The 24,359-nt window shown below is 66.9% G+C and carries 18 protein-coding genes and 1 tRNA gene; 4 read left to right on the top strand and 15 right to left on the bottom strand.

From position 1 onward, the window contains the following. Positions 1-195 precede the first annotated feature (195 nt). A complete protein-coding gene (locus tag ACQCSY_RS17460; protein ID WP_427130733.1) occupies positions 196-2,610 on the top strand; it encodes a bifunctional lysylphosphatidylglycerol flippase/synthetase MprF in 2,415 nt (804 codons plus the stop codon). Here the strand turns inward: ACQCSY_RS17460 and ACQCSY_RS17455 are convergent. From ACQCSY_RS17455 to ACQCSY_RS17390, 14 genes are all read right to left on the bottom strand, one after another. After that, positions 2,607-3,383, bottom strand: coding sequence for a fumarylacetoacetate hydrolase family protein (locus ACQCSY_RS17455; RefSeq protein ID WP_427130731.1), 777 nt, complete (start codon positions 3,381-3,383; stop codon positions 2,607-2,609). The genes ACQCSY_RS17460 and ACQCSY_RS17455 overlap by 4 nt on opposite strands. A 49-nt stretch (positions 3,384-3,432) precedes the next feature. Then, positions 3,433-4,224 (bottom strand): MBL fold metallo-hydrolase, encoded by a 792-nt coding sequence (locus ACQCSY_RS17450; protein WP_427130729.1) that lies wholly within the window; start codon positions 4,222-4,224, stop codon positions 3,433-3,435. Between the two features lie 35 nt (positions 4,225-4,259). Next, entirely contained in the window at positions 4,260-4,634 is a 375-nt protein-coding gene (locus ACQCSY_RS17445) for a DUF1304 family protein (protein ID WP_427130727.1), read from the bottom strand. Positions 4,635-4,763: 129 nt separating this feature from the next. Then, positions 4,764-5,876 carry a branched-chain amino acid aminotransferase gene (locus ACQCSY_RS17440; RefSeq protein ID WP_427130726.1) on the bottom strand — a complete coding sequence of 371 codons (1,113 nt, stop codon included), beginning with the start codon at positions 5,874-5,876 and terminating at the stop codon, positions 4,764-4,766. 114 nt (positions 5,877-5,990) lie between these two features. Continuing rightward, positions 5,991-7,043 carry a 3-isopropylmalate dehydrogenase gene (locus ACQCSY_RS17435; protein ID WP_427130725.1) on the bottom strand — a complete coding sequence of 351 codons (1,053 nt, stop codon included), beginning with the start codon at positions 7,041-7,043 and terminating at the stop codon, positions 5,991-5,993. Between the two features lie 162 nt (positions 7,044-7,205). After that, positions 7,206-8,765 carry a methionine--tRNA ligase gene (gene metG, locus ACQCSY_RS17430; RefSeq protein ID WP_427130723.1) on the bottom strand — a complete coding sequence of 520 codons (1,560 nt, stop codon included), beginning with the start codon at positions 8,763-8,765 and terminating at the stop codon, positions 7,206-7,208. Positions 8,766-8,831: 66 nt separating this feature from the next. After that, positions 8,832-9,599 carry an ABC transporter ATP-binding protein gene (locus tag ACQCSY_RS17425; protein WP_427130722.1) on the bottom strand — a complete coding sequence of 256 codons (768 nt, stop codon included), beginning with the start codon at positions 9,597-9,599 and terminating at the stop codon, positions 8,832-8,834. Then, a complete protein-coding gene (locus ACQCSY_RS17420; protein WP_427130721.1) occupies positions 9,596-12,385 on the bottom strand; it encodes an ABC transporter permease in 2,790 nt (929 codons plus the stop codon). Before ACQCSY_RS17420 ends, ACQCSY_RS17425 begins: the two co-directional genes overlap by 4 nt. 206 nt (positions 12,386-12,591) lie before the next feature. After that, complete coding sequence (gene serA, locus ACQCSY_RS17415) at positions 12,592-14,187, bottom strand: phosphoglycerate dehydrogenase (protein WP_427130719.1); 1,596 nt, start codon at positions 14,185-14,187, stop codon at positions 12,592-12,594. A gap of 118 nt (positions 14,188-14,305) precedes the next feature. Further along, a complete protein-coding gene (ilvC, locus tag ACQCSY_RS17410) occupies positions 14,306-15,331 on the bottom strand; it encodes a ketol-acid reductoisomerase (RefSeq protein ID WP_427130718.1) in 1,026 nt (341 codons plus the stop codon). Positions 15,332-15,439: 108 nt separating this feature from the next. After that, entirely contained in the window at positions 15,440-15,952 is a 513-nt protein-coding gene (gene ilvN / locus ACQCSY_RS17405; RefSeq protein ID WP_211878190.1) for an acetolactate synthase small subunit, read from the bottom strand. A gap of 2 nt (positions 15,953-15,954) precedes the next feature. Further along, positions 15,955-17,853: an acetolactate synthase large subunit gene (locus tag ACQCSY_RS17400; protein WP_427130716.1), complete on the bottom strand. Its 1,899-nt coding sequence runs from the start codon at positions 17,851-17,853 to the stop codon at positions 15,955-15,957. A gap of 366 nt (positions 17,854-18,219) precedes the next feature. Further along, complete coding sequence (gene ilvD / locus ACQCSY_RS17395) at positions 18,220-19,941, bottom strand: dihydroxy-acid dehydratase (protein WP_427130714.1); 1,722 nt, start codon at positions 19,939-19,941, stop codon at positions 18,220-18,222. A 128-nt stretch (positions 19,942-20,069) separates the two neighbouring features. Next, positions 20,070-21,008 (bottom strand): LysR family transcriptional regulator, encoded by a 939-nt coding sequence (locus ACQCSY_RS17390; RefSeq protein ID WP_427130713.1) that lies wholly within the window; start codon positions 21,006-21,008, stop codon positions 20,070-20,072. Positions 21,009-21,185: 177 nt separating this feature from the next. Between ACQCSY_RS17390 and ACQCSY_RS17385 the strand changes: the two genes are divergently transcribed. From ACQCSY_RS17385 to ACQCSY_RS17375, 3 genes are all read left to right on the top strand, one after another. Continuing rightward, positions 21,186-22,184, top strand: coding sequence for a hypothetical protein (locus tag ACQCSY_RS17385; RefSeq protein ID WP_427130712.1), 999 nt, complete (start codon positions 21,186-21,188; stop codon positions 22,182-22,184). A 137-nt stretch (positions 22,185-22,321) separates the two neighbouring features. After that, positions 22,322-23,455 carry a PQQ-dependent sugar dehydrogenase gene (locus ACQCSY_RS17380; protein WP_427135907.1) on the top strand — a complete coding sequence of 378 codons (1,134 nt, stop codon included), beginning with the start codon at positions 22,322-22,324 and terminating at the stop codon, positions 23,453-23,455. 117 nt (positions 23,456-23,572) lie between these two features. Next, positions 23,573-23,648 (top strand) — tRNA-Lys (locus tag ACQCSY_RS17375). Positions 23,649-23,834: 186 nt separating this feature from the next. On the opposite strand, the gene ACQCSY_RS17370 is transcribed toward ACQCSY_RS17375, so the two are convergent. Then, entirely contained in the window at positions 23,835-24,296 is a 462-nt protein-coding gene (locus ACQCSY_RS17370; protein WP_427130710.1) for a hypothetical protein, read from the bottom strand. Positions 24,297-24,359: the final 63 nt, after the last annotated feature.

The following is a 24,359-nucleotide window of genomic DNA, read 5'->3' as shown; positions in this document are numbered from 1 at the left end:
CTGAAAGGATTCCCTGTGCCAGCGCCGCCGCCCGTCCCGCGCGTCAGGCCGTCCCGTGAGAACGGGTCCAGGCCCTGGCTACTGTCGGTGCTGGGAGGCGCTCCCGTAACGCTGGGGTTTGTCGCTGTTTTTTGGATCCTAGGCATAGCGTCCTCCAGCATTTTCTCCGGCCCGGCGGGGACGTGGAGGGCGGAAGTGGTCGCGACGGCGCATTCGTTGCCAGGCCATTGGTGGGCGCTGCTGGCGTCCGCATTCTGGGCCCGCGATCTGCTCGGCTATGTGCTGGGAACCGTTCTTGTGCTGCTGGCCGGCATACCTTTGGAACGTCAGATGGGGAGCCTGAAACTTGCCCTCTCGGCTGTGGTAGCACAGACGGCGGGCATCATTGCAGCCACCGCATTCTGGGAGGCAACCCGGTTCCTGATGGGGAGCTGGGCCCTGCAGATGGGCGGCACTTACATTCTGGGACCGAGCGCTTTGGTCTGCGGTGCGGCCATGGCCGCCACGGCATCCATGGCCACCTTGTGGAGGCGCCGCATCCGTCTCGCTGTCTTCGGGCTGCTGGTACTCCTTGCACTCTACAGCGGAGGTTTCGCGGACCTGGTGCGCCTCGGGGCCGGAGGCGCCGGCGCGCTCCTGGGCCCGGCTCTCCTGGGCCGCAGGCCGCGGCTGGTCCGCCCTGTCAGCTCCAGACACGAAGGCCGGGTATTGCTCGCCCTCCTCATGGCCGTTTCAGCCGTGGGACCGGTTGTTGCCGGCCTGATCCCGCACGCCGTCGGACCGTTGTCGGTCCTGCGTTTCCTGTTCACCAACATCCAGCCCGTGGACCCCGCCACACTGCAAACTCTTTGCGCGGATCCGGCGCAGGGCAAAGAATGCGCCGCCGCCCATCTGCAGCTGAGGGCCGGTGCCGGCGGGATCTTCATGGCTATTCTTCCGTCCTTTCTGCTGCTGCTGCTCGCCGAAGGACTCCGGCGCGGACGCCGCTTCGCCTGGGCCGGGGCGCTGCTGGTCCAAGCCGGCCTTTCGGTGCCGGCGCTCATGACCATCGCCACGGTTCTGCAGGCAGCCGGTCCGGACACGGGCGTAGGCGAGGGAATCGGCGCGAGCCAATCGGGCGCCCCCGCACATCCGCTATTACTTGTGGCGCCGCTGCTTCTGCCCGTGGTTCTCTGCGGAGTGCTGCTGGCCTGCCGTAAATTGTTCCCGATCGCGGCGCCGCGCGGGACCTACACCCGCCTCGCCGCCCGCGTCCTGGGCTTGGGGGGCGTGCTGGGCCTCATCTATGTTGCCGCCGGGCTGGCCCTCGCGCCGTCCTTTGCCCCTGTTCCGGGTCCCGCCGAGCTGGCGGCAGACGTTCCGGACAGGTTCCTGCCCCTGGGGTTCACCGTGGACGCGCCTCCAGCGTTTTTCCCCCAGACCACAGCGGCTGTGCTGCTCTACGAAGGAACCGGCATCGTGTTCTGGGCTGTAACCGGTGTGCTGGTCCTCACCACGTTTCTGCGGCCGGCCCACACCCGGCACAGCGCCGACAAAGACCGGGCCCGGGCGATCCTCACAACGCGGGAAGGGAGTTCGATATCCTGGATGACCACCTGGCCCGGGAGCTCCTACTGGTTCTCCGTCTCCGGGGAGAGCTTCATCGCCTACCGGGTCATCACCGGGATCGCCTTGACCCTTGGCGCGCCTGTCGGACCAAGAACCGAGACATCAGGCGTCATCGAGGAATTCGCCGGTTACTGCAGGACCAATGGGTGGACGCCATGTTTCTACTCCGTCCCCCTGGAAGTCCGGGATGCCGCGTCCGTCCTCGGCTGGGACGCCGTGCAAGTTGCCCAGGAGACCGTTCTCCCCTTGGATGCCTTGTCGTTCAAAGGGAAAAACTTTCAGGACATCCGTACCGCGATGAACAACGCTGCCAAATCCGGAATCCATGCGGAATGGATCCGCTACCCCACGGCGCACCTCTCAATCCAGGCCCAGATCCAGGCGATCTCCGAAGAATGGGTCGCCGACAGGAAGCTGCCGGAAATGGGCTTCACCCTCGGCGGCTTGGAGGAACTCAACGATCGTGAAGTCCGTTGCCTGATCGCCGTCGACGCCCATCACCGCGTCCACGCAGTCACATCGTGGCTCCCCGTGTACCGCAACGGACGCATCGTCGGCTGGACGCTTGACTTCATGAGGCGCCGAAGCACGGGGTTCCGTGCCGCCATCGAATTCCTCATCGCCTCCGCCGCGATCAGCCTCAGGGATGAAGGGTGCAGCTTCATCAGCCTTTCCGGGGCTCCCCTGGCCCGTATCCCCGGAGACCCTCAGCCCGCGCCGTTCGACGGTTCCGCGCAGGAGACCGTCGTACTGGACCGCCTGCTGGACCGGCTGGGATCCGCCCTTGAACCCGTCTACGGGTTCCGGTCCCTTCTTGCCTTCAAAGGAAAATTCCGCCCCCGCTATGCGCCGCTCTATATGGTGTACCCGGACTCCGCGGCCCTGCCCGGCGTCGCAAACGCGGTAACCCGGGCCTACCTGCCGGACCTCTCCTTCGGCGAAGGATTCCAGCTGCTCCGCAGAATCCTCAGGCGCAGGCCCGGCCTGCCTCGCGGCGTCTAGCGGCGCACCACCGGGTTGGAGAGGCGGCCGATGCCCTCGATCTCGACCTCGTAGCGGTCCCCGGCCTGGACCAGTCCGACGCCGGCCGGGGTGCCGGTCATGATGACGTCACCGGGCAGCAGGGTGAAGGCCCGCGAGACGATGGAGACGAGCTCGCGGACACCGCGGACCATCTGGCTGGTGCTTCCGTCCTGGCGCAGTTCGCCGTTGAGCCGGCCCTGGATCTGCAGGTCCTCGGTGTCGAGTTCGGTCTCGATCCACGGGCCCAGCGGCGCCGAGGTGTCGAAGCCCTTGGCCCGGGCCCACTGCAGGTCCGTCTTCTGGACGTCGCGGGCCGTGAGGTCGTTGCCGCAGGTGTAGCCGAAGATGACGTCGTCGACGCGTTCCTCGGGCACGTCCTTGCAGATCCGGCCGATGACCACGCACAGCTCGGCTTCGAAGGAGACTTCCTCGGAGAACTCCGGCAGGATGATCGGATCGTTGGGGCCAATCACGGACGTGTTGGGCTTCAGGAACAGCAGGGGCTGCTGGGGAACCTCGTTGCCGAGCTCCTGCGCGTGCTCCACGAAGTTGCGGCCGACGCCGATGACCTTGCTGCGCGGAATGATCGGCGCCAGGAGGCGCACGTCCTCCAGCTTGTGCTTCATGGCAGTTCGTTCCACGCCGTGGAAGAAGGGATCACCCTTGATGACGGTGACTTCCTCACTGCCGGGCTCACCTTCAACAATGCCGTAGAGGGGATCAGAATCGACTACAAACCGGGCGATACGCATGGCCCCAAGCCTACCGTCTCAGCGGCCGCCCTCCGGTGTCACGGCGGGCTCAGCGGGTCCGGCTGCGCAGGTACTCCAGCTGCGCCGCGACCGACAGCTCCGCGGCGCGGCGGACGGCGGGATCGACGTCGGCGTACACCGCGTCCGTGACCTGGTCCACGCCGGCGTCGGCGCCCAGGAGCTCGAGGGCGGCGCGGATCTGGGCGAGCCGTCCCTGCCGGTGTTCCCGGTAGGCACGGGCGGTGCGGTCCAGTTCCTGCAGCACCGGACCGTGGGCGGGCAGGACGGTGGCCGGGCCCAGGCGTTCCAGCCGGTCCAGCGATTCGAGGTAGTCGCCGAGGGTGCCGTCGGGGTAGTCGAGGACCGTGGTGCCCTCGCCCAGGATGGTGTCTCCGGTCAGCACCGAGCCGTGCGGGCCGTCCTGGGGCAGGTGGAAGCAGACGGAGTCCGAGGTGTGGCCCGGCGTCGCGAGCACCCTGACTTCGACTCCGGCGGCCCGGAGGGTTTCGCCGTCCAGCAGGGGGCTGCCGGCGTGGCAGTGGGCCGCGTCGGCGGCCCGCACGGGGGCGCCGGTCAGTTCCGAAAACCGTGCGGCGGCGGCGGTGTGGTCGGCGTGCCGGTGCGTGATGAGAATGAGTTCCACGGGTCCTGCCCCGGCCAACTCCTGCAGGTGCGGCTCATCGAGGGGCCCGGGGTCGACGACGACGCTGCCCGCCGCGCCGGGGGCCGCGATCAGGTAGGAGTTGGTGCCGCGCAGGCTCATGGGCCCCGGATTGGGGGCGAGGCGGAACCGGGTCAGCGGGCTACTGCGGACGATGCCGCGGGAGGTCTCGGGGGTCACGTTTCCATCTTTACACTGAATCCGGACGCGGCGGTCTACGCGAGCAGCAGAATGGTGATGAACAGCGGCGGGAGCGCTTCGGCGATGGCACTCGCCCAGAGCCGCCGCTCCGAGAGGTAGAGGATGATGCCGAGGACCACGTGGCCCACGCATGTGACAAGGAGGAGGGTGCGTCCCGCGGCCGCCGCCCCGCCGCCGAGCATGAGAGCCCCAACAATGGCCCCTATCCCCCAGATGACGTTGTAGAAGCCCAGGTTGAAGGTCCAGAGCCGGACCGTGTCGGTGTCCTCCGCATCCACCAGGACGAGCCGGTGGAGGCGCTGGTCGCGGATGAAAAACGACTCAAGAATGCCGACGCTGATCAGCAGGACGCCAAAGACCACACCGAGAACCTGGATGAGTCCAGTCATGTGCCCATTGTGCACCAGCGGCCGAGGCTCCGAAAGGGGCAGGGTGGCGGGAGCTCAAATGCCGACGGCGACCCCGCACCGTCAGGTGGGGGCCGCCGTCGTAAGCTAAACGTCCTGAATCAATGCCGCTTAGGCGAGGCGGGTCAGCCAGCCGTGGGTGTCTTCCACCATGCCCGTCTGGATGCCGAGGAGCTGCGCGCGGATGGCCATGGTGGTCTCCCCCGCCTTCGCGTCCTCGGAGCCGATGAACTCCGTGCTGTCCTTGAGCACACCGATGGGCGTGATGACGGCGGCGGTGCCGCAGGCGAAGACCTCGGCGATGTCGTCGGAAGCAACGCCGTCGCGCCATTCGTCCAGGGTGATCTTGCGTTCGGTGACTTCGCGGCCCATGTCCCTCGCGACCTGCATCACCGAGGAACGCGTGACACCCTCGAGGATGGTTCCGGTCAGCGCCGGGGTGACCAGCGAGCCGTCCTTCATCACGAAGAAGACGTTCATGCCGCCGAGTTCCTCGACGGCGTTGTCATTGAACTGGTCCAGGAAGAGGACCTGCTTGCAGCCGTGCTCCTCGGCTTCCATCTGGGCGATGAGCGACGCGGCGTAGTTGCCGCCGCACTTGGCGGCGCCGGTCCCGCCGCGGCCGGCGCGGGCGTATTCGCGGGAGATCCAGATCGAGACGGGCTTGAGCTCGCCGCCGAAGTAGTTACCGGCCGGGGAGGCGATGACACGGAAGGACACTTCGCGGGCGGCGCGGACACCGAGGAAGGCCTCGGTGGCGATCATGAACGGGCGCAGGTACAGGGCCTCGCCGTCGCCGGAGGGCACCCATTCCTTGTCCGCGGAGACGAGTTCGCGGATGGCTCCGAGGAAGTATTCTTCCGGGATTTCGGGGAGGGCCAGCCGGCGGGCGGACTTGTTCATGCGGGCGGCGTTGGCCTCCGGGCGAAACGTCCAGATGGAGCCGTCGGCGTGGCGGTAGGCCTTGAGTCCCTCGAAGATCTCCTGGCCGTAGTGCAGCACCGCGGCGGACGGGTCCAGGGCGATCGGTCCGTAGGCCTCAACGCGGGCGTCGTGCCAGCTGCCCTTGCCCTCGGCGTCGACGCTGTAGTCGACGATCGCGGTGTGGTCGGTGAAATAGTTGCCGAATCCCGGGTTGGCCAGGATGGCTGCTCGCTCTTCAGCAGACTTCGGGGTGTCCGAGACATGCTGGGTGAATTCGACGCCATGGGCTGTCTGAGTCATGGTTCCTCCACGATCGGCTGCCTGGTGTGTGGACGTGGTTCATCCTCGGACCACGGCAGCATTTTGGTGATTCGAGACAAGCTTACGCCCGTTGGTGTGCGCTACGGGGCGTGCCTACAGGGCGGCGGCGATGGCGTCGCCGATCGCGCTGGTGCTGCGGAACCCGCCGCCGCGGCTTTCAATGTCGGCGACGACGGCCGCCTCGATCCTGCGGGCGGCTCCGGCGTAGCCGAGGTGGTCCAGCAGGAGGGCTGCGGAGAGGATCGCCGCGGTGGGGTCCGCCTTCTGCTGGCCGGCGATGTCCGGGGCGGAACCGTGGACGGGTTCGAACATGGACGGCGCCGTGCGTTCCATGTTGATGTTGCCTGACGCCGCCAGGCCGATGCCGCCGGTCACGGCTGCGGCGAGGTCGGTGATGATGTCGCCGAAGAGGTTGTCGGTGACGATCACGTCGAAGCGGGAAGGGTCGGTGACCATGAAGATCGTGGCGGCGTCGATGTGGAGGTAGTCGTGGGTGACCTCGGGGAATTCCTGGGCCACGGCCTCCACCGTGCGCTTCCAGAGATGTCCCGCGTAGACCAGGACGTTGTGCTTGTGCACCAGGGTCAGCTTCTTGCGGGGGCGGTCGTTGGCCCGGCGGAAGGCATCCCGGACCACGCGCTCCACACCGTGGGCGGTGTTCAGCGAGACCTCGGTGGCGACCTCGTGCGGGGTGCCGGCGCGCAGCGTGCCGCCGTTGCCCACGTAGGGTCCTTCGGTGCCCTCGCGGACCACGATGAAGTCGATCTCGCCGGGGTTGGCCAGCGGGCTGACGACGCCGGCGTAGAGGCGGGAGGGCCGCAGGTTGACGAAGTGGTCCAGGCTGAAACGCAGCTTGAGCAGGAGTTCGCGCTCGATGATGCCGGAGGGGATCCGGGTATCGCCGGGGGCTGCCCCTACGGCGCCGAAGAGGATGGCGTCACGCGTGCGGAGGTCGGCGAGGGTTTCCTCCGGCAGGGTCTCCCCCGTCTCGAGCCAGTGCTGCGCACCCAGGTTGTAGTGGGTCTGCTGCAGCACGATCCCCTCGGCCGCGGCGGCCTTTTCGAGGACTTTCAGGGCTTCGGCGGTGACCTCCGGGCCAATGCCGTCGCCCGGGATGACGGCCAGATCAATCGTGGATGCACTCATGTTTTCAGGTTAGCCAAGGGATCCACATTCTGGTCAAGTTGTCTCAGTATTCGAACACCACACGAACCCCTCAAACGCCCCGAGGTGACACTCAACGCCAATGTTTCCGCCCGCGAAACATTGGCGTCAAGTGTCACCTCGGCGAATCGGTGGCGGCTCAGGCTACGCCTCGGCGGGCTCCTCGTACTTCGGGAAGACCGGGGCGGGGGCGGGCAGGGCGGTTCCTGCCGCGATCGGCTCGGCGATGGCCGCGAACTGGCGGGCCTCGCCCTCGGGCTGGCCCAGGGTGGCCAGGATCGCCGCGGTGGCCGTCGGCATGACCGGCTGGGCGAGGATGGCGACGATCCGCAGCACCTCGAGGGTGACGTACAGGACCGTGTTCATGCGTTCGACGTCGCTCTTCCGCAGCACCCAGGGGGCCTGCTCGGCGAAGTAGGCGTTGGTGTCGCCCAGCACGCCCCAGATCGCTTCGAGCGCGCGACTGAACTCCTGCTTCTCAAACGCGGCGCGGGAAATGTCGAGCAGTCCCTTGGCCCGGGCCAGCAGCGCGGTGTCCTCGGCGGAGAATTCTCCCGGGACGGGAACGCGGCCGTCGCAGTTCTTGGCCACCATGGACAGGGAACGCTGGGCCAGGTTGCCGAAGTTGTTGGCCAGGTCAGAGTTCATCCGGCCGACGATAGCCTCGTGGTTGTAGCTGCCGTCGGCGCCGAAGGGAACCTCGCGCAGGAGGAAGAAGCGGACCTGGTCCAGGCCGTACTGTGCCACGAAGTCCGCCGGCGCCACCACGTTGCCCAGGGACTTGGACATCTTGACGCCGTTGTTCTGCAGGAAGCCGTGGATCATGACCCGCCTGGGCAGTTCCAGTCCGGCGCTCATCAGGAAGGCGGGCCAGTAGATGGCGTGGAACCTGGAGATGTCCTTGCCGATCACGTGGACGTCGGCCGGCCAGTACTTCTTAAAGGACTCCGACTCGAGGTCCGGGTACCCCACTCCGGTGAGGTAGTTCGTCAGGGCGTCCACCCAGACGTACATGACGTGCTTGTCGTTGCCGGGGACCGGGACGCCCCAGTCGAAGCTGGTGCGGCTGATGGACAGGTCCTCCAGGCCGCGCTTGACGAAGCTGATGACCTCGTTGAAGCGGGACTGCGGGGCACCGAATTCAGGGTGTGCCTCGTACAGCGCCAGCAGTTTGTCCTGGTAGGCGGAGAGCCGGAAGAAGTAGCTTTCCTCGGCCGTCCACGTGAGCTCGGTGTCCGATTCGCGCGAGTAGCGGACGCCGTCGTCCTTCACCACCGTCTCGTCCTCGACGTAATACGCTTCGTCCCGGACCGAATACCAGCCTGCGTACTTGGACAAGTAGATGTCGCCGTTGGCTTCCATCTTCTTCCAGATGGCCTGCGACGCCGCGTAGTGGTCTTCATCCGTCGTACGGATGAAACGGTCATAGGTGATCCCCAGGGCAGCGTGTGCCGCCTGGTAGATTGCGGCGTTGCGGTCCACCAGCTCCTTGGGCGTGATGCCTTCCTTCTCCGCCGTCTGCGCGATCTTCATGCCGTGCTCGTCCGTGCCGGTCAGGAAGAAGACGTCGTACCCGTCCAGCCGCTTGAACCGGGCCATCGCGTCGGTGGCGATGTACTCGTAGGCATGGCCGATGTGCGGCACGCCGTTGGGGTACGTGATGGCAGTGGTGATGTAGAACGGGGTTTTGGCTGAAGACGACACTCTGGGAAGTTACCTTTTTTCGGAAGCGGTGGCGGGGCCGGCAGACGGGAGACGCTACCCCTAAATCTAGATCAGTTCGGTCAGGGTATCGCTCTGGCGGACAAGTTCGTGGTCATGTGAAGCCACCAGGACGGCGATGCCGTCCGAGGTCGTGTCCTTGAGGATGCTGATGATGCGGTTGGCCGACGCGCGGTCCAGGCTTGCGGTGGGCTCGTCGACAATCAGGACGCGGGTGCCCAGGATCAGCGCCCGGGCGATCGCCACGCGCTGGCGTTCACCGCCGGAGAGCTGGGCGGGACGGTGGCGCATGCGCCGGCCCAGGCCCACGAGGTCCAGGAGGTCCTTGGCCATGTCGCGGCGCTTCTCCACCTCGCCGTCGGGCACGGCCGGCAGCAGGACGTTTTCCAGCGCGCTCATCCCGTCGATCAGGGCACCGCCCTGGTCGACGTAGCCGATCAGGGCCCGGCGCCGGTCGGCGATCTCGTCGTCGCCCATGGTCTCGAGCGAATCGCCTTCCCAGAACACCCGGCCCGACGTCGGCAGGGTCAGGCCCGCACCGACGGTCAGGATGCTGGTCTTGCCCGAGCCGGAGCGGCCGGCGACACAGTGCATCTCGCCGGCATGCAGGGTCAGGTTGAAGTCGTCCACCACGTTGACGGCCTCGGCTCCGCCCTTGCCTCCGCCGTAGTGGATGGTGATGTTGCTCAGTTCCAGCGGGGTGGCGTGGTCCGTGGCCTTCACGATCGTGTTGGCGCGGGTCTTGTGGGCACCGCGGCGGGTGCTGGCAGTCATCCGGTCGTGTGCCGCCCGGTCAAGGTTCAGCTCGTCAGTCATTGGACTACTTTCGTTGCAATGGGAATCCAGCAAAGTACAGCCACAAGGCCGGCGAGGGCGGCCCAGAGTGCGGCATAGGGGGCGAGGAGCAGGCCGATGCCGAGGGCGCCCAGCACACCCAGCGGCAGCGCGACAGTCCCCACCATGACGTTTTCGAAGAAGCGCACCTGGCCCAGCATGTCCGGGTTCCAACCCATGGCCTGCAGCGTGCCGAGGTACTGGCGCTTGGCCTGCAGCTCGAAGCGTCCGGTGACCATGGTCAGCACAAGCCCCACGGCCACGCCGGACAGGGCCAGGATGATGCTCGGCAGCGCGATGCTGGCCGCGGCCAGCCCGCTGAGCGCACTGGCGCCGGCGGCCCGGGGAATGTCGATCAGCAGGGCGACCAGCCCGCCCACGGCAGCCCCGAAGACGCCGACGGCGACGGCGAGGGAGATCGTGTTGAACTTGTTGGTGCTCAGCTGCCGGTTGGCGAAGGTCAGCGGGGAGTCAACCGGGATGAGCCGTTCATCGTGCTGCGGCTCCTGGTCCACTTCATCGCGGTGGCGCAGCTGCTGCGCCGCGAAGTAGGCGGCGCCCACATAGAGCGCCAGGACCGATGCCGAGACGATGGCGGTTGCCGGGCTCCAGCTGATCAGGCTCAGGGCGATTCCGGCCACGGCCAGCAGGGCCGCGCCGACGCCGAACTCGGCCAGCACCCAGGAGCGGATCCTGCGCTGCGTCCAGCCCATGGCCCGCAGGGTCCCGGCCTCGCTGCGGCGCTTCCGCACGTAGCTGACGGTCGAGGCGCCGGTCAGCAGGGCCGCGCCGCACAGCGTCAGGAACAGCAGGGTCAGGTTCGTCCCGGTCAGGGAGCCGGAGACGGCGTCCGCGGCGTCCTGGCGGACCCACGACTGCTTCACGGTGCCCAGCGCGGACTCCTTGCCGGCGTCGTCCTTGGAGTAACCCGGAACGGCGATGCTCGCGTCCTCGCGGGCGGAACCCGCCACGACCGTCGCCTGCAGGCCGAGGTCGCGGATCTCGTTGGCGAGCTTCTCCACCTCGGACTGCGCCTGCTTCCAGCTGCCCGGGACCTTGGCCCGGACACGGACGGCGTCGATCACGGAGGCGTTCGTGTCAAAGCCGCGGGCTGCGGCGAGGCCGTAGTAGTCGGTGATGGCGCCGGCGGACTGGCTGGCCAGCCCCGTGGCGCTCAGCGAAGGCTTGAGTTCGGTGTTCTGGACGTCCTTGCCGGCGGCGTCCTTGGTCAGCGTGAACGGGGTGGGGTCGTAGCCGCCCAGCGGCAGCCGGTTGACGTCACCGGCGACTTCCTTGACCTGCGCGGCGTCGAACGTTCCGTAGACCATCGCGAGCGGGGTGGCCAGCTTCTTCCCCGTTGCGAGGTTTTCCCGGTAGGAGCGCTCGTCGACGGGGTTCCGCTGGGTCTGGTCCACGGGGGCACCGTTGGCGGCCTTCTCCGGCAGCCGGTTCACCGTGACCCAGTCGCCGGGGATGGCGCTCTTGTCAACGGCGCCGTTGCCGGCGGTTTCGCCGTCCTTGTACTTGGGGGCCGCGGCGAAGTCGGTGCTCCAGGTGGCGGGGTTGTAGAGGCCCTGGCTGAACGATCCGGTGTCGCCCATCAGCTGCGACAGGTCCTTGGAGCCGGGCCAGGACAGCGCGAACGGGGACTTTGAGACGAACGGCAGGTAGTCCTTGTCCAGTGAGCGGGTCACGGTGCCGACGTCCTTGGTGACATTGCCGGAGCCGTCGATTTCCTCGATCTTGACCGAGTACTTCAGGTCCAGGGAGGTGCCGGAGCGGACGATCAGCGGGATGGCCTGCGAGTCGGCGGTGAGCTGGCCGTTGCGCTTTGCCTGCTGGTACTGGGTCATCAGCGGGGCCCAGTACTTGAGCTTGACGCCGAGGAAGTCGGGGCCTTCCTTCAGCTGGTCCATCCCGATGCCGTTGGTGAAGAGGCTCTCGAAGTGCCGGCCGATCGCGGCGGCGTTGCGGGCGTCGGCGGGGGGCGCCTTCTCCAGGGGGGCCAGGAAGTCACCTGCCGTGCCGAGCAGCGCCCGTTCGGAGACGGGGTCGACGGCGACGACGGACTCGGTCACCTGCGGCGCCATCGGCAGGGACACCGAAAGGTTGAAAAGGTTGTGCTCGGAGCCGCCGGCCGGGGCGGGGAACTTGATGCCGGTTTCCCCTGCCGGGCCCTGGATGCGGACGTTCTTGCCGCCGGCGACCTGCTCTTCGACGAGCTTGGCCTTGCCGAGGGAGCCTTCGGCCGTGGTCTTGAAGAGGGACTGGTCGGAGTGGCCGTCAGAGCTCACGGCGCTGGCGGTGAGCCGGTACTTCTTGGCCGAGTCGCTCAGGACCGACTCGGCGGCCGGCCATTTGCTGGGATCCGTGGCGGTGGGGTCCCCTGAGGTGCCCGCGAGTCCGGCGTTGAAGCCCAGGTAGTCGGTGGCGTCGAGCCGCGGGGACTCCAGGTTCTGGGTGACGCGGGAGACCAGGCTGATCGGCGCCGCCACGGACGTGCCGGACAGCTTCCGGAGGGAGTCCAGCTGTTCGAAGCTGATGCCGCCCTGGCCGGTGGCGATGTCCGGCTGCATGAGCCCGCCGTTGCCGTCGGCCTTGGCCTGGACCAGGACGTCGTACAAGCCCCGGGAGTTCTGGTCAACGGTCCGGTTCAGCGCCGCCTGGGACTGGCCCTGGACGAGGACGGACAGGCACATGGCCACGATCAAAATGGACGCGGTCAGCAGAAGCACTCTGCTTCTGATGAACCTCTGGACGGCGTTCATTGGGCTCCTGAAAGCTGGATTGCGTGCGCACGCCACAGTTCATTTCCTTGCAGAATTGAAGGCGTCCCCTGCCGGGCGTGCAAAAGTAAAGGCCGGTCTGCCGGCCAGAATCCGAAAATTCGGACCTAGCCATTGTACGCAGACCGGCCACTCCTTCGTGGCCGCCGGCAGCGGTTGAGCCGCCGCCGGCGCCCACGGGGAGGATATTAGTCCTCGAGATCAACCTCGCGGACCATGTCAGCGCCGATTCCGGCCTTGATCGCGTCAAGGACCTGCTGCGGAACGGAGCTGTCGATGGTCAGCAGGGCCAGCACCTGACCGCCCTCGGCCTGCCGTGCCACCTGCATGCCGGCGATGTTGATGTTGTTCATGCCCAGGATGTGGCCGATGGTGCCGATCACGCCGGGGCGGTCCGAGTAGGCAACGACCACGAGGTGTTCGCTGATCGGGATCTCCACCTCATAGCCGTTGACGCCCACGAGCTTCTGGATCTGCTTGGGCCCGGTCAGGGTCCCGGCCACCGAGATCTGGCTGCCGTCGCTGAGCGCGCCGCGCAGGGTCAGGACGTTGCGGTAGGACTCGGTGTCCGGCGTCGTGATTAGGCGGACGTTGATGCCGCGCTGCTCTGCGATGACGGGGGCGTTGACGTAGGAGACGTGCTCGGTCACGACGTCGGCGAAGATGCCCTTGAGTGCCGCCAGCTCCAGCACCTTGACATCGAGGGAGGAGATTTCACCGGCCACCTCGACGTCGAACTGCGTGAGCGAGGCATGGGTCAGGGAGGTGAAGATGCGGCCCAGCTTCTCGATCAGCGCGATGCCGGGGCGGACGTCCTCGTCGATGACGCCGCCGGCGACGTTGACGGCGTCGGGCACCAGCTCGCCGGCCAGGGCCAGGCGGACGGATTTCGCCACGGACACGCCGGCCTTCTCCTGCGCCTCGTCGGTGGAGGCGCCCAGGTGCGGGGTCACCACGACGTTGTCGAGCTTGAAGAACGGCAGGTCGGTGCTGGGCTCCTTGACGAAGACGTCGACGGCGGCCCCGGCGATCTCGCCCGACTCCAGCGCCGCGTACAGGGCTTCTTCGTCCACCAGGCCGCCGCGGGCGACGTTGACGACGTAGGCGGTGCTCTTCATCTTCTTGAAGGCGTCGGCGCCTAGCATGCCCACGGTTTCCGGCGTCTTGGGCATGTGGATGGTGATGAAGTCCGCCTGCGCGAGGAGCTCGTCCAGGGTCACCAGCTGCACGCCGAGCTGGGCGGCCCGGGCGGAGGTGATGTAGGGGTCATACGCGAGGATCTTGGTGTCGAAGCCCTTCAGGCGGGCCGCGACGAGGGCGCCGATCCGGCCGAGGCCGATGATGCCGATCTTCTTTTCGAAGAGCTCGATGCCGGTGTACTTGGAACGCTTCCACTCGCCGTCCTTGAGGGCGGCGCTGGCCTGCGGAATGTGGCGGGCCAGGCTCAGGATGTGGCCGACCGTGAGTTCGGCGGCGGAGACGATGTTCGAGGTGGGCGCATTGACCACCATGACGCCGGCCAGGGTGGCGGCTTTGATGTCCACGTTGTCCAGGCCCACACCGGCGCGGGCGATCACCTTGAGGTTCTTCGCGGCGGCAATGGCTTCGGCGTCCAGCTGGGTGGCGGAGCGGACCAGGATCGCGTCGACGTCGGCGATCGCAGAGAGCAGCTGGGAACGGTCGGCGCCGTCGGTCTGTCGGATTTCAAAGTCCGGACCAAGGGCCTCGACTGTGGCGGGCGAAAGTTCCTCAGCGAGGAGTACTACAGGTTTGGTGCTTGTCACCGGTGACCTCTTTAGCTCTCTTGTATTTCAGGTGGGGATTTTGGTGCAACGGGTGGTGCTGAAACGCAGGGAAGCCGGACCCCAGGAAATGGTGTCCGGCTCCCCTGCCGGGCGATGCCTAGCGGGCGACGGAGCCCTCGGTGTAGTCGTCCTCGTTCTTGATCCAGGAGAACAGCTTGCGCAGTTCGCGGCCGGTGGCCTCGATCGGGTGGTCTTCACCCTTCTTGCGCAGCGCCTTGAACTCGGGAGCTCCGGCGTCCTGGTCGTCGATGAAGCGCTTGGCGAAGGTGCCGTCCTGGATGTCCTTGAGGACAGCCTTCATGTTTTCCTTCACGTGGGCATCGATCACGCGCGGGCCGGAGACGTAGTCGCCGTACTCTGCGGTGTCGGAGACGCTCCAGCGCTGCTTGGCGATGCCGCCTTCCACCATGAGGTCAACAATGAGCTTGAGCTCGTGCAGGACCTCGAAGTAGGCAACCTCCGGCTTGTAGCCGGCTTCGGTCAGGGTTTCGAAGCCGTACTGGATCAGCTGCGAAGCGCCGCCGCAAAGGACAGCCTGCTCGCCGAAGAGGTCGGTTTCGGTCTCTTCGGTGAAGGTGGTCTCGATGACGCCCGCACGGGTGCCGCCGATCGCCTTGGCGTAGGACAGGGCCAGTTCCTTGGCCTTGCCGGACGGGTTCTGCTCGACGGCGATCAGGTCCGGCACGCCGCGGCCGGCTTCGAACTCGCGGCGCACGATGTGGCCCGGGCCCTTCGGGGCAACGAGGGCGACGTCGACGTCGGCCGGGGGCTTGATGTAGCCGTAGCGGATGTTGAAGCCGTGACCGAAGAACAGGGCGTCGCCGGGCTGCAGGTTCGGGGCGATGTCCTCGGCGTAGACGTGGCGCTGGACCTGGTCCGGGGTGAGGACCATGATGAGGTCGGCTTCGGCAACGGCGTCGGCGACGTTCAGCACGCGCAGGCCCTCGGCCTCGGCCTTCGCACGGGACTTGGAGCCTTCCTTCAGGCCGACGCGGACGTCAACACCGGAATCGCGCAGGCTGAGGGCGTGGGCGTGGCCCTGGGAGCCGTAACCGATGACGGCGACGGTGCGGCCCTGGATGATCGACAGGTCGGCGTCGTCGTCGTAATACATTTCAGTCACTGGGGTGTCTCCTTATGAGTGGATTCGTGTTGCTGGTCTGTGGTGCTGGTCTGTGGTGCTTGCTTGTGGTGCTCAGGCCGTGCCTTGAGCTGTGCCTTACGCAGTGACTTACGCGCTGCGCAAGGCCCTGTCACTCATGGAGCGGGATCCCCGCCCGACGGCCAGGGTGCCGGACTGCACGATTTCGCGGATGCCGAAAGGCTCCAGCACGGAAAGCAGTGCCGTGAGCTTCTCGGGGTGGCCCGTTGCCTCAATGACCACCGACTCTGTGGAGACGTCGACCACCGAAGCGCGGAACAGGTCTGCCGCCTGGGTGACCTGCAGCCGTGTTGCGGCATCCGCACGTACCTTGACCAGGATGTGGTCGCGCTGTACGGAAGATTCTGGGGTGAGCTCAACGATCTTGATCACGTTGACCAGCTTGTTCAGCTGCTTGGTGACCTGTTCGATCAGCTCGCCGTCGGCGTCGACGACGACGGTCATCCGGGACATGCCCGGAACTTCCGTCGGGCCGACGGCCAGGGAATTGATGTTGAAGGCGCGGCGGGCGAACAGGCTGGCGACGCGGGTCAGCACACCGGGCTTGTCTTCGACCAGAACGGACAGTGTGTGGCGGGTCATGTTCAGTCCTCCTCTTCCCATTCCGGGGTCATGTTGCGGGCAACCTGGATCTGGTCGTTGCTGACTCCGGCGGGGACCATCGGCCACACCATGGAGTTGGGGCTCACGACGAAATCGATGACCACGGGGCGGTCGTTGATCTCCAGGGCCTTCTGGATGGTGGAGTCGATGTCCTCGTCGCGCTCACAGCGGAACGCGGCGCAGCCGTAGGCGTCCGCCAGCTTGACGAAGTCCGGGATCCGGACGGTGTCATGGCCGGTGTTGAGATCGGTGTTCGAGTAGCGGCCCTCGTAGAAGAGGGTCTGCCACTGGCGCACCATGCCCAGCGAGGAGTTGTTGATGATGGCGACCTTGATCGGGATCTTGTTGATCGCGCAGGTCGCCAGCTCCTGGTTGGTCATCTGGAAGCAGCCGTCGCCGTCGATCGCCCAGACCACGCGGTCCGGTTCGCCGACCTTGGCCCCCATGGCGGCCGGTACGGCGTAGCCCATGGTGCCGGCCCCGCCGGAGTTCAGCCAGGCGTGCGGGCGTTCGTACTTGATGAACTGCGAGGCCCACATCTGGTGCTGGCCGACGCCGGCGACATAGATGCCCTCGGGGCCGGTCAGGGCTCCGATGCGTTCGATCACGCGCTGCGGGGCGCTGAGGCCGTCCTCCGGTTCGGTCCAGCCGAGCGGGTAGGTCTCCTTGAGGTTGTTCAGGAAGGCCCACCAGCTGGTCAGGTCCGGGGCGCCGGAGGCCTCGAACTGGAGACGCAGGGCATCGCTCAGTTCCGGGATGATCTCCTTGACCGAGCCCACGATCGGAACATCGGCCGTGCGGTTCTTGGAGATTTCCGCCGGATCGATGTCCGCGTGGATGACCTTGGCGTTCGGGGCGAAGGACTTAAGGATGCCGGTCACCCGGTCATCGAAGCGCGCTCCGAGCGTGATCAGCAGATCGGACTGCTGCAGGGCGGTCACGGCGGACACGGTGCCGTGCATGCCCGGCATGCCGACGTGCTGCGGATGCGAGTCGGGGAACACCCCGCGGGCCATCAGGGTGGTGACCACCGGGGCGCCGGACAGTTCGGCAAGTTCGCGCAGTTCCGCCGAAGCGTGCGCCTTGACGACGCCGCCGCCCACGTACAGCACGGGCTTGGTGGCGGCCGCAATGAGCCGGGCGGCTTCGCGGACCTGCTTGCTGTGGCCGCGCGTCACCGGACGGTAGCCGGGGAGGTCGATCTTGGGCGGCCAGGAGAACGTCATCTGCCCCTGCTGCGCGTCCTTGGCGATGTCCACGAGCACGGGGCCGGGACGGCCGGTGGATGCCAGGTGGAAAGCCTCGGCCATGACGTGCGGGATGTCGTTGGGATCCGTGACCAGGAAGGAGTGCTTCGTGATCGGCATGGTGATGCCGACGATGTCCGCTTCCTGGAACGCGTCCGTGCCGATCACGCCGCTGGAGACCTGGCCGGTGATGGCCACCATCGGCACGGAATCCATGTGGGCATCCATGATGGGGGTAACGAGGTTGGTGGCACCGGGGCCCGAGGTGGCGATGCACACGCCAACGCGGCCGGTGACCATGGCGTAGCCTTGCGCGGCGTGGCCGGCTCCCTGTTCGTGACGGACCAGAACGTGGTTCATTCGGGAAGCCATCAAGGGGTCATAGGTGGGCAGGATCGCGCCACCGGGCAAACCAAAAATATCCTGCACGCCGAGTTCTTCGAGCGAGCGGACAATTGCTTCTGAGCCGGTCATCACCGTCGGGGGTACGACGTTGTTCGGCCCAAGGACAGGAGAGACAGCAGCAGTGTCGACACCGGCGTCAGCCGGACGTTCGACGCGTTCCGAAGCCTTGGAGGCTCCAGCGGACTTCGTGGCCATCAGCGAGGGGCTGATCGGCGATCCTTTGCTCATCGGACTCTTCCTTTGTGGATCTTCGGTGATCATTGAACTGCGGGGGTGGATCTTCGGTGATCATAATTCGTGGTGCTGGTGGTACCGGTGGTGCGGGAAATAAAAAAACCCCTCAGCCTGGACGGCTCTTCGAGGGGTTTGCGCGTGACGGTTCGTTACCAGTGAAGGCTATTGAGCCACGCGCTTGGTAAGGACGACGACGACGCCGGCGGTAACGAATTCGATCATGCGTTCAGTTTTCCCTCTTAGTGAGAGACGTGTCAACGAGCCCTGCCCCTATCTCACTATATGGACTCCATTGTCCACGGGTTGATCCCTGCCGCCTCCAACGGTCCTGTCACCGCTGGAGGCGCGGGCTACTCGGTGCTAGCCGCAGTACGCTCCCGTCGAGGCGCTGTGGACGAGCTTGGCGTACTTGGCGAGCACACCCTTGGTGAACTTGGCCGGCAGCGGCTGCCAGCCAACCTTGCGGGCCTCTAGCTCGGACTCGTCCACCAGCAGGTCGAAGGTGCGGGCTGCGATGTCCACGCGGATCCGGTCCCCGTCCTTGACGAACGCGATGGGGCCGCGGTCGACCGCTTCCGGGGCGACGTGGCCGATGCACAGGCCGGTGGTTCCGCCGGAGAAGCGGCCGTCGGTCAGCAGCAGGACGTCCTTGCCGAGGCCTGCTCCCTTGATGGCACCGGTGATTGCCAGCATTTCGCGCATGCCGGGCCCGCCCTTCGGGCCCTCATAGCGGATTACGACGACGTCGCCGGCCTTGATCTCGCCGTTGTCCAGGGCGTTCAGGGCACCCTGTTCGCGCTCGAACACGCGGGCGGTGCCTTCGAAGACGTCGGCGTCGAAGCCCGCGCTCTTCACGACGGCGCCTTCCGGGGCCATCGAGCCGTGCAGGATGGTGATGCCGCCGGTCTTATGGATCGGGTTGTCCATGGCGCGGAGCACCTTGCCATCGGGGTCCGGCGGGTTGATGGCGGCGAGGTTCTCGGCAACGGTCTTGCCGGTCACGGTCAGGCAGTCGCCGTGGATCAGGCCGGCGTCGAGCAGGGCCTTCATGATCACCGGCACGCCGCCGATCTTGTCGACGTCGTGCATGACGTAGCGGCCGAACGGCTTGAGGTCGCCCAGGTGCGGGATCTTGTCGCCGATGCGGTTGAAGTCGTCCAGCGTCAGATCGACCTCGGCTTCGCGGGCGATGGCGAGCAGGTGCAGCACCGCGTTCGTGGAGCCGCCGAAGGCCATGGTGACGGCGATGGCGTTCTCGAAGGCCTTCTTCGTCATGATGTCCCGCGCCGTGATGCCCAGGCGCAGGAGGTTGACGACGGCTTCGCCGGACTTGTGGGCAAAGGCGTCGCGCCGGCGGTCCGCGGAGGGGGGGGCCGCGGAGCCGGGGAGGGACATGCCCAGGGCTTCGCCGATGCAGGCCATCGTGTTGGCGGTGTACATGCCGCCGCAGGCGCCTTCGCCCGGGCAGATGGCCTTTTCGATGCGGTCCAGGTCCTCGCGGCTCATCTTGCCGGCGGCACAGGCGCCGACGGCTTCGAAGGCGTCAATCAGGGTGACTTCCTTTTCGGAGCCGTCCTCGAGCTTGACCCAGCCGGGCATGATGGAGCCGGCGTAGAGGAAGACTGCGGCAAGGTCCAGGCGGGCGGCAGCCATCAGCATGCCGGGCAGGGACTTGTCGCAGCCGGCCAGGAGCACCGAGCCGTCGATCCGCTCGGCCTGCATGACGGTTTCGACCGAGTCGGCGATCACTTCGCGGGAAACCAGCGAGAAGTGCATGCCCTCGTGGCCCATGGAAATACCGTCGGAGACGGAGATGGTGCCGAACTGCATCGGGAAACCTCCGCCCGTGAAGACGCCTTCCTTGGCGCCCTGGGCCAGCCGGTTCAGGGAAAGGTTGCAGGGAGTGATTTCGTTCCACGAGCTCGCCACGCCGATCTGGGGCTTGGCGAAGTCGTCGTCGCCCATGCCGACCGCCCGGAACATACCGCGCGCAGGCGCGGCGTGGATTCCATCGGTAACGACCCGGCTGCGGGGCTTGATGTCCGGCTTGGTATCTGTCGCTGTTTGGGTGTCCTCACTCATGGGTCAAAGTCTAGGGCTCAGTCCCAGACGCCAACGACCCGGAAAGGAGCATTAAGCGGAAAACCGGGAATATTTCGATCAAATAGTGGACTCTCGTCTCGCCTGGTGGAATCAGCGTTTGGCTTCCATCAGCTCAGGTGAGCCGCGTCACGCAACTCCGGGGCCTCCGCGACTTCCTGCGCTTGGGCTTTGAGCAGGGCCAGGACCTGCTGGATGGTGGTCCGGGCCGCGACGTCGGGACGCGCCAGGGCGACGATGCTCCTGCTCGCCCTGACGCCTTCCAGGGGGCGGAGGACGAAGCCGCGGCCTTGGTTCCTAAGCGCGGTGTACCGGGGCAGGAGGCTCAGCCCGTGCCCGGCACTGACGAGGGCCTCCAGCACGCGCAGATCGGGGAAGAGTTGGGCGCGGACAGCCCGGGCGTCGGCCCGGACCTCGATCTGGCGGAGGACGGTGTCAAAGGGGAACCCCTCGGGCACGCCCATCCAGGGGAAGCCGACGACGTCTTCCGCGCTGAGCGTGGGCTTGCCCGCCAGAGCGTGGCCCTCGGGCAGCGCGACGTCCAGCGGCTCGTCCAGCAGCGGCACCACCGTGAGTCCCAGGCCCGCGAAGACTTCCGGACCGTCGACGCTGTGCGCCAGGACGATGTCATAGTCAGCGGTCAGGCCGGCGAATCCGGCCACGCCCGGGTCCTCGAAGTGCGCCTCGAAGCGGAGCCCGTCAATGGCCTTGACCCGGTGCAGCAGGCCAGGCAGGAACATCTCCGCGGCACTGGGAAAGAACGCTGCCTTGACATGCGTCTGCCAGCCGAGCCGGTAGGTGTCAATGGTTGCTTCGGCGCGGGCCATCGCCGTCGAGACTTCGGCGGCGGCGGCGGCCATGGCCAGCCCCGCCTCGGTCAGCCGCACTCCCCTTCCCGACTTCTCGACCAGGACCACCCCCAGCTCTTCCTGCAGGGTCTTGAGCTGCTGTGAGACGGCGGAAGGTGTGACGTTCATCGCCTCCGCCGTGGCGCCGACCGTGCCACGGTCGGCGAGCTCCCGGAGAATCCGCAGTCTCTTGAAATCCATGAAGTGAGGCTACATGGCAGATGCGGTTTGACGTGAGTTTGCTACACGTACGCGGGCCGTTGCGTTGGCGCTGCGGCGGCGTCACGGGGGCCTCCCCGGGGAGGGTGGACAGTCAGCTTGGGGCAGACGTAACGTCAAGCAACGGCAACCTTGCCTGATGGACAGAAAGGCTCTGCTATGGACTGGATTGTCTGGCTCATCGTCATCGTGGTCATCGTCGCCGTCGTCTGGTGGCTGCTGAACCGCAACAGCTCCCGGAGCGGTGCAGGCTCCCCGACCGCCGCCGGCACTTCCACCGCACCGGCTGCCATGGCCGCGACTGAAATGCCGCAGGAGTTGGAGAGGCCGCAGCAGACGGTGCCGGCGCAGGAGCCGGTGGCCGCCCGGGAGACAGTGGTAAGCCGGGAGCCGGAGGTTGCCCAAGAGCCTGTTGCCCGCGAGTCGGAGAAGCCGCAGGAAGCGGCCCCAGCTGCGCAGACTGCGCCTGCCCACGAGGCGCCCGGCGTTCCCGCAACCGGCTCAACCGGCGCAACCGGGGCGGCTGACAATACCGAATGGGAAACCCAGTGGTCGGAGACCGCTGCAGCGGCAGAAACGCATGCCGCCGCGGGGCACCATGAGCCGGCCCGCGGCGAACCCACACCTGGCCACGGAGCCCACGTCGCGGGGGCCGCGCCCGTCGCCGGGCCGCAGGCCGCCGCAGAACCTGCTGCGGCAGCGGGCGTTCCGGTCCACCACCCCGAATACACCGAGCCCCACGCCCCGACCCTCCCCGGCGCGGAATCGGCTGCGGCCGAAGCCGCCGAGGAAGCCGCCGCCGGGGCCAAAAACGCCCAAGCCAAAAACGCCGAGGCGGAGGCTCCGGCGGCGCCGCTTGCCGAGGCCGACGCCCCGCAGACGGCAATGTCTTCCGCGGCGTCCGAGACCTCGGCGAGCCACACCGCCGAACCGGCGGGCCACCTCGCCATGGACCAGCCGTATGGCGAGGGATCGGCGGCGCCGGCCGCCGATGGAAGCGGACCGGAGGGTTTTACGGTCAAGGGCAACGCGTCCTCGATGATCTATCACGACGAAACCAGCCCCTCTTTCGAGGAAACCCGCGCGGAGGTCTGGTTCCTTTCCCCGGCCCACGCCGAAGCCGCCGGCTTCCGGCCGCCGCGCCGGACTCGCCAGTAGCGGCCTGCGCCGGCGACGGGCCGACGGCCGTGAGGGCGGGGCGCCGGGAAACACCTTTGCCCCGCTCTTTGCCCCGGCATGTGTTGCCCTCGCAGGTGTTCCCGTCACGGCCCTCCGCGGCGCCGGCCTGGGCTGCGATGCTTGCCGCCGCGTCGCTCCTGTTCACAGCGTGCACAGGGGGCGACGGCGGCACTCCCCCGGCGAGCGGCCCCGCGACGTCCGGCAACGCGACGGGCGGCAACGCTGCGTCCGGCAACGCGACGGGCGGCGGACAGCAGACAGCGGCCCCGCCGACGGTCGCCGGCCGGATCGACGGGCTGCAGCTGCCCTGGTCAACGGTCTTCCTGCCGGACGGCACCGCCGTCATTTCCGAACGCGACACGGCGCTGCTCCGGTCGGTGGGCGGCGGGTCTGCCAAGGGCGGTCCGGTGAGCGGCGGGCCGGCCGGCACGATCGGCCCGTTACCCGACGTCGTACCCGGCGGCGAAGGCGGCCTGCTGGGGCTGGCCCTTTCACCGGACTTCGCGACGGACCGCTACCTTTACGCCTACTTCACCGCCGCGGGAGACAACAGGATCGCCCGCTTCCGGCTTGAGGGAAGCGGCGGGCAGCTGACACTGGGGCCCCCGCAGGTCATCTTCAGCGGGATTCCGAAGGCCGGCACGCACAACGGCGGAAGGATCCGGTTCGGGCCGGACGGCTACCTGTATGTGGGGACCGGCGATTCGCAGCGTCGCGAGCAGCCGCAGGACCGGACTGCCCTGGGCGGCAAGATCCTCCGCCTGACGCCGGACGGCAGGCCCGCTCCGGGGAACCCGTTCGGCGACAACCCCGTGTACAGCCTCGGCCACCGCAACGTCCAGGGGCTCGCCTGGGACAGCGCGGGCCGGCTGTGGGCCAGCGAATTCGGCCCCGACGTAAACGACGAGCTCAACCTGATCGTGCCGGGCGGAAACTACGGTTGGCCGGACGTGACCGGCGCCCCGCACCGTCCCGGCTTCCTGGACGCCAAAGTGGTGTGGCCGTCGACGGCGGACTCATCCCCCAGCGGGCTAGAGATTGTCCGTGACACCGCCTATCTGGGCGCTCTCCGCGGGCAACGGCTGTGGGCTGTTCCCCTGAACGGCGAATTTGCCGGCAATCCTGTGAGCTATTTCACAGGATTGTACGGGCGGATCCGGAACGTTTCGCTCGCTCCCGACGGCCGCCTTTGGCTCCTCAGCAACAACCAAAACCCTGATTTCGTGCTGGTTTTGAACCTCCCCGGCTAGCCCGGCACCCGTACGGCTCCGCGATTTCACACGACGCCCAATCTCGTGTAGAGTTTCATGTCGTTGCGGAGAACAACGAGGGAAACAAAAAGCCCCCGATGAACGAAAACAACAGATGCACCTCTAGCTCAACTGGCAGAGCAATTGACTCTTAATCAATGGGTTCCGGGTTCGAGTCCCGGGGGGTGCACCAAGGAAAAACCCCGTCTTGCAGGCTTCACAGTCAGCAAGGCGGGGTTTCTTGTTTGCCTCCCATTCGCGAAGTGTCACGCTGGGGTCCTTGGTGCCAGAGGCCTTCAGTGGCAATCACCCGCTGGCCATGGGCGGGCCATCGTCCAGGGTTGCCACCCGTCAGGCCGAGACCGAGGCCACGGGGTCACTAGCCAAGAGCCTGATCGCGGTTTTCTTTCGGTCTTTCTCGAAAGGCCGCTACCAGGCCCTCAATTTCAGGCCTCCAACCGGCACCCTGCGACCTACCAGAGCTGGACGAGGCGCCCGTATGTGCTAACAGAACCAGGGTCGCCGCGATGAGGACGGCATTCTTCATGACAAACTCCCCGTCGGCGGTGAGCATCAGGGGGTCGCCCTGGCTGAACATGGCGTCGGGGGCCATGACGAACGTGGAAAAGGTCCCCGTCAGGTGAAGTGCCAGCGCCAACAGCGTGAGCCGGACGAAGACCCCGGTCATGAGCATTGCGCCCAGGAGCACCTCCACAACTCCGAGCCCCAGCACAACGAGTTGGTCATTGCCGAACGGCAACGTCCTCGCAATGAGGTCAGCCACAGGTGAATGGCCGACGATCTTGAGTCCGCCGAACCACACAAAAAGCAGCCCGAGCAAGACCCGCAGGAGGCGGAGCGCCACCGGCCGGAAGGCCTGCGCGATCGGACAGTACCACTGATG

It is taken from the genome of Pseudarthrobacter sp. S9, assembly GCF_050156545.1.
GTDB lineage: Bacteria > Actinomycetota > Actinomycetes > Actinomycetales > Micrococcaceae > Arthrobacter.
The sequence above is the reverse complement of the archived record's forward strand: the minus strand, read 5'-3'. Positions and strand labels throughout refer to the sequence as shown.

Coding starts and splice junctions, on each gene's coding strand:
- ACQCSY_RS17440 (WP_427130726.1), bottom strand. CDS start 5,876: ATGACTCAGACAGCCCATGGCGTCGAATTCACCCAGCATGTCTCGGAC.
- ACQCSY_RS17435 (WP_427130725.1), bottom strand. CDS start 7,043: ATGAGTGCATCCACGATTGATCTGGCCGTCATCCCGGGCGACGGCATT.
- ACQCSY_RS17400 (WP_427130716.1), bottom strand. CDS start 17,853: ATGAGCAAAGGATCGCCGATCAGCCCCTCGCTGATGGCCACGAAGTCC.
- ilvD (WP_427130714.1), bottom strand. CDS start 19,941: ATGAGTGAGGACACCCAAACAGCGACAGATACCAAGCCGGACATCAAG.
- ACQCSY_RS17455 (WP_427130731.1), bottom strand. CDS start 3,383: ATGCGTATCGCCCGGTTTGTAGTCGATTCTGATCCCCTCTACGGCATT.
- ACQCSY_RS17390 (WP_427130713.1), bottom strand. CDS start 21,008: ATGGATTTCAAGAGACTGCGGATTCTCCGGGAGCTCGCCGACCGTGGC.
- ACQCSY_RS17385 (WP_427130712.1), top strand. CDS start 21,186: ATGGACTGGATTGTCTGGCTCATCGTCATCGTGGTCATCGTCGCCGTC.
- ilvN (WP_211878190.1), bottom strand. CDS start 15,952: ATGACCCGCCACACACTGTCCGTTCTGGTCGAAGACAAGCCCGGTGTG.
- ACQCSY_RS17420 (WP_427130721.1), bottom strand. CDS start 12,385: ATGAACGCCGTCCAGAGGTTCATCAGAAGCAGAGTGCTTCTGCTGACC.
- ACQCSY_RS17425 (WP_427130722.1), bottom strand. CDS start 9,599: ATGACTGACGAGCTGAACCTTGACCGGGCGGCACACGACCGGATGACT.
- ACQCSY_RS17380 (WP_427135907.1), top strand. CDS start 22,322: ATGCTTGCCGCCGCGTCGCTCCTGTTCACAGCGTGCACAGGGGGCGAC.
- ACQCSY_RS17445 (WP_427130727.1), bottom strand. CDS start 4,634: ATGACTGGACTCATCCAGGTTCTCGGTGTGGTCTTTGGCGTCCTGCTG.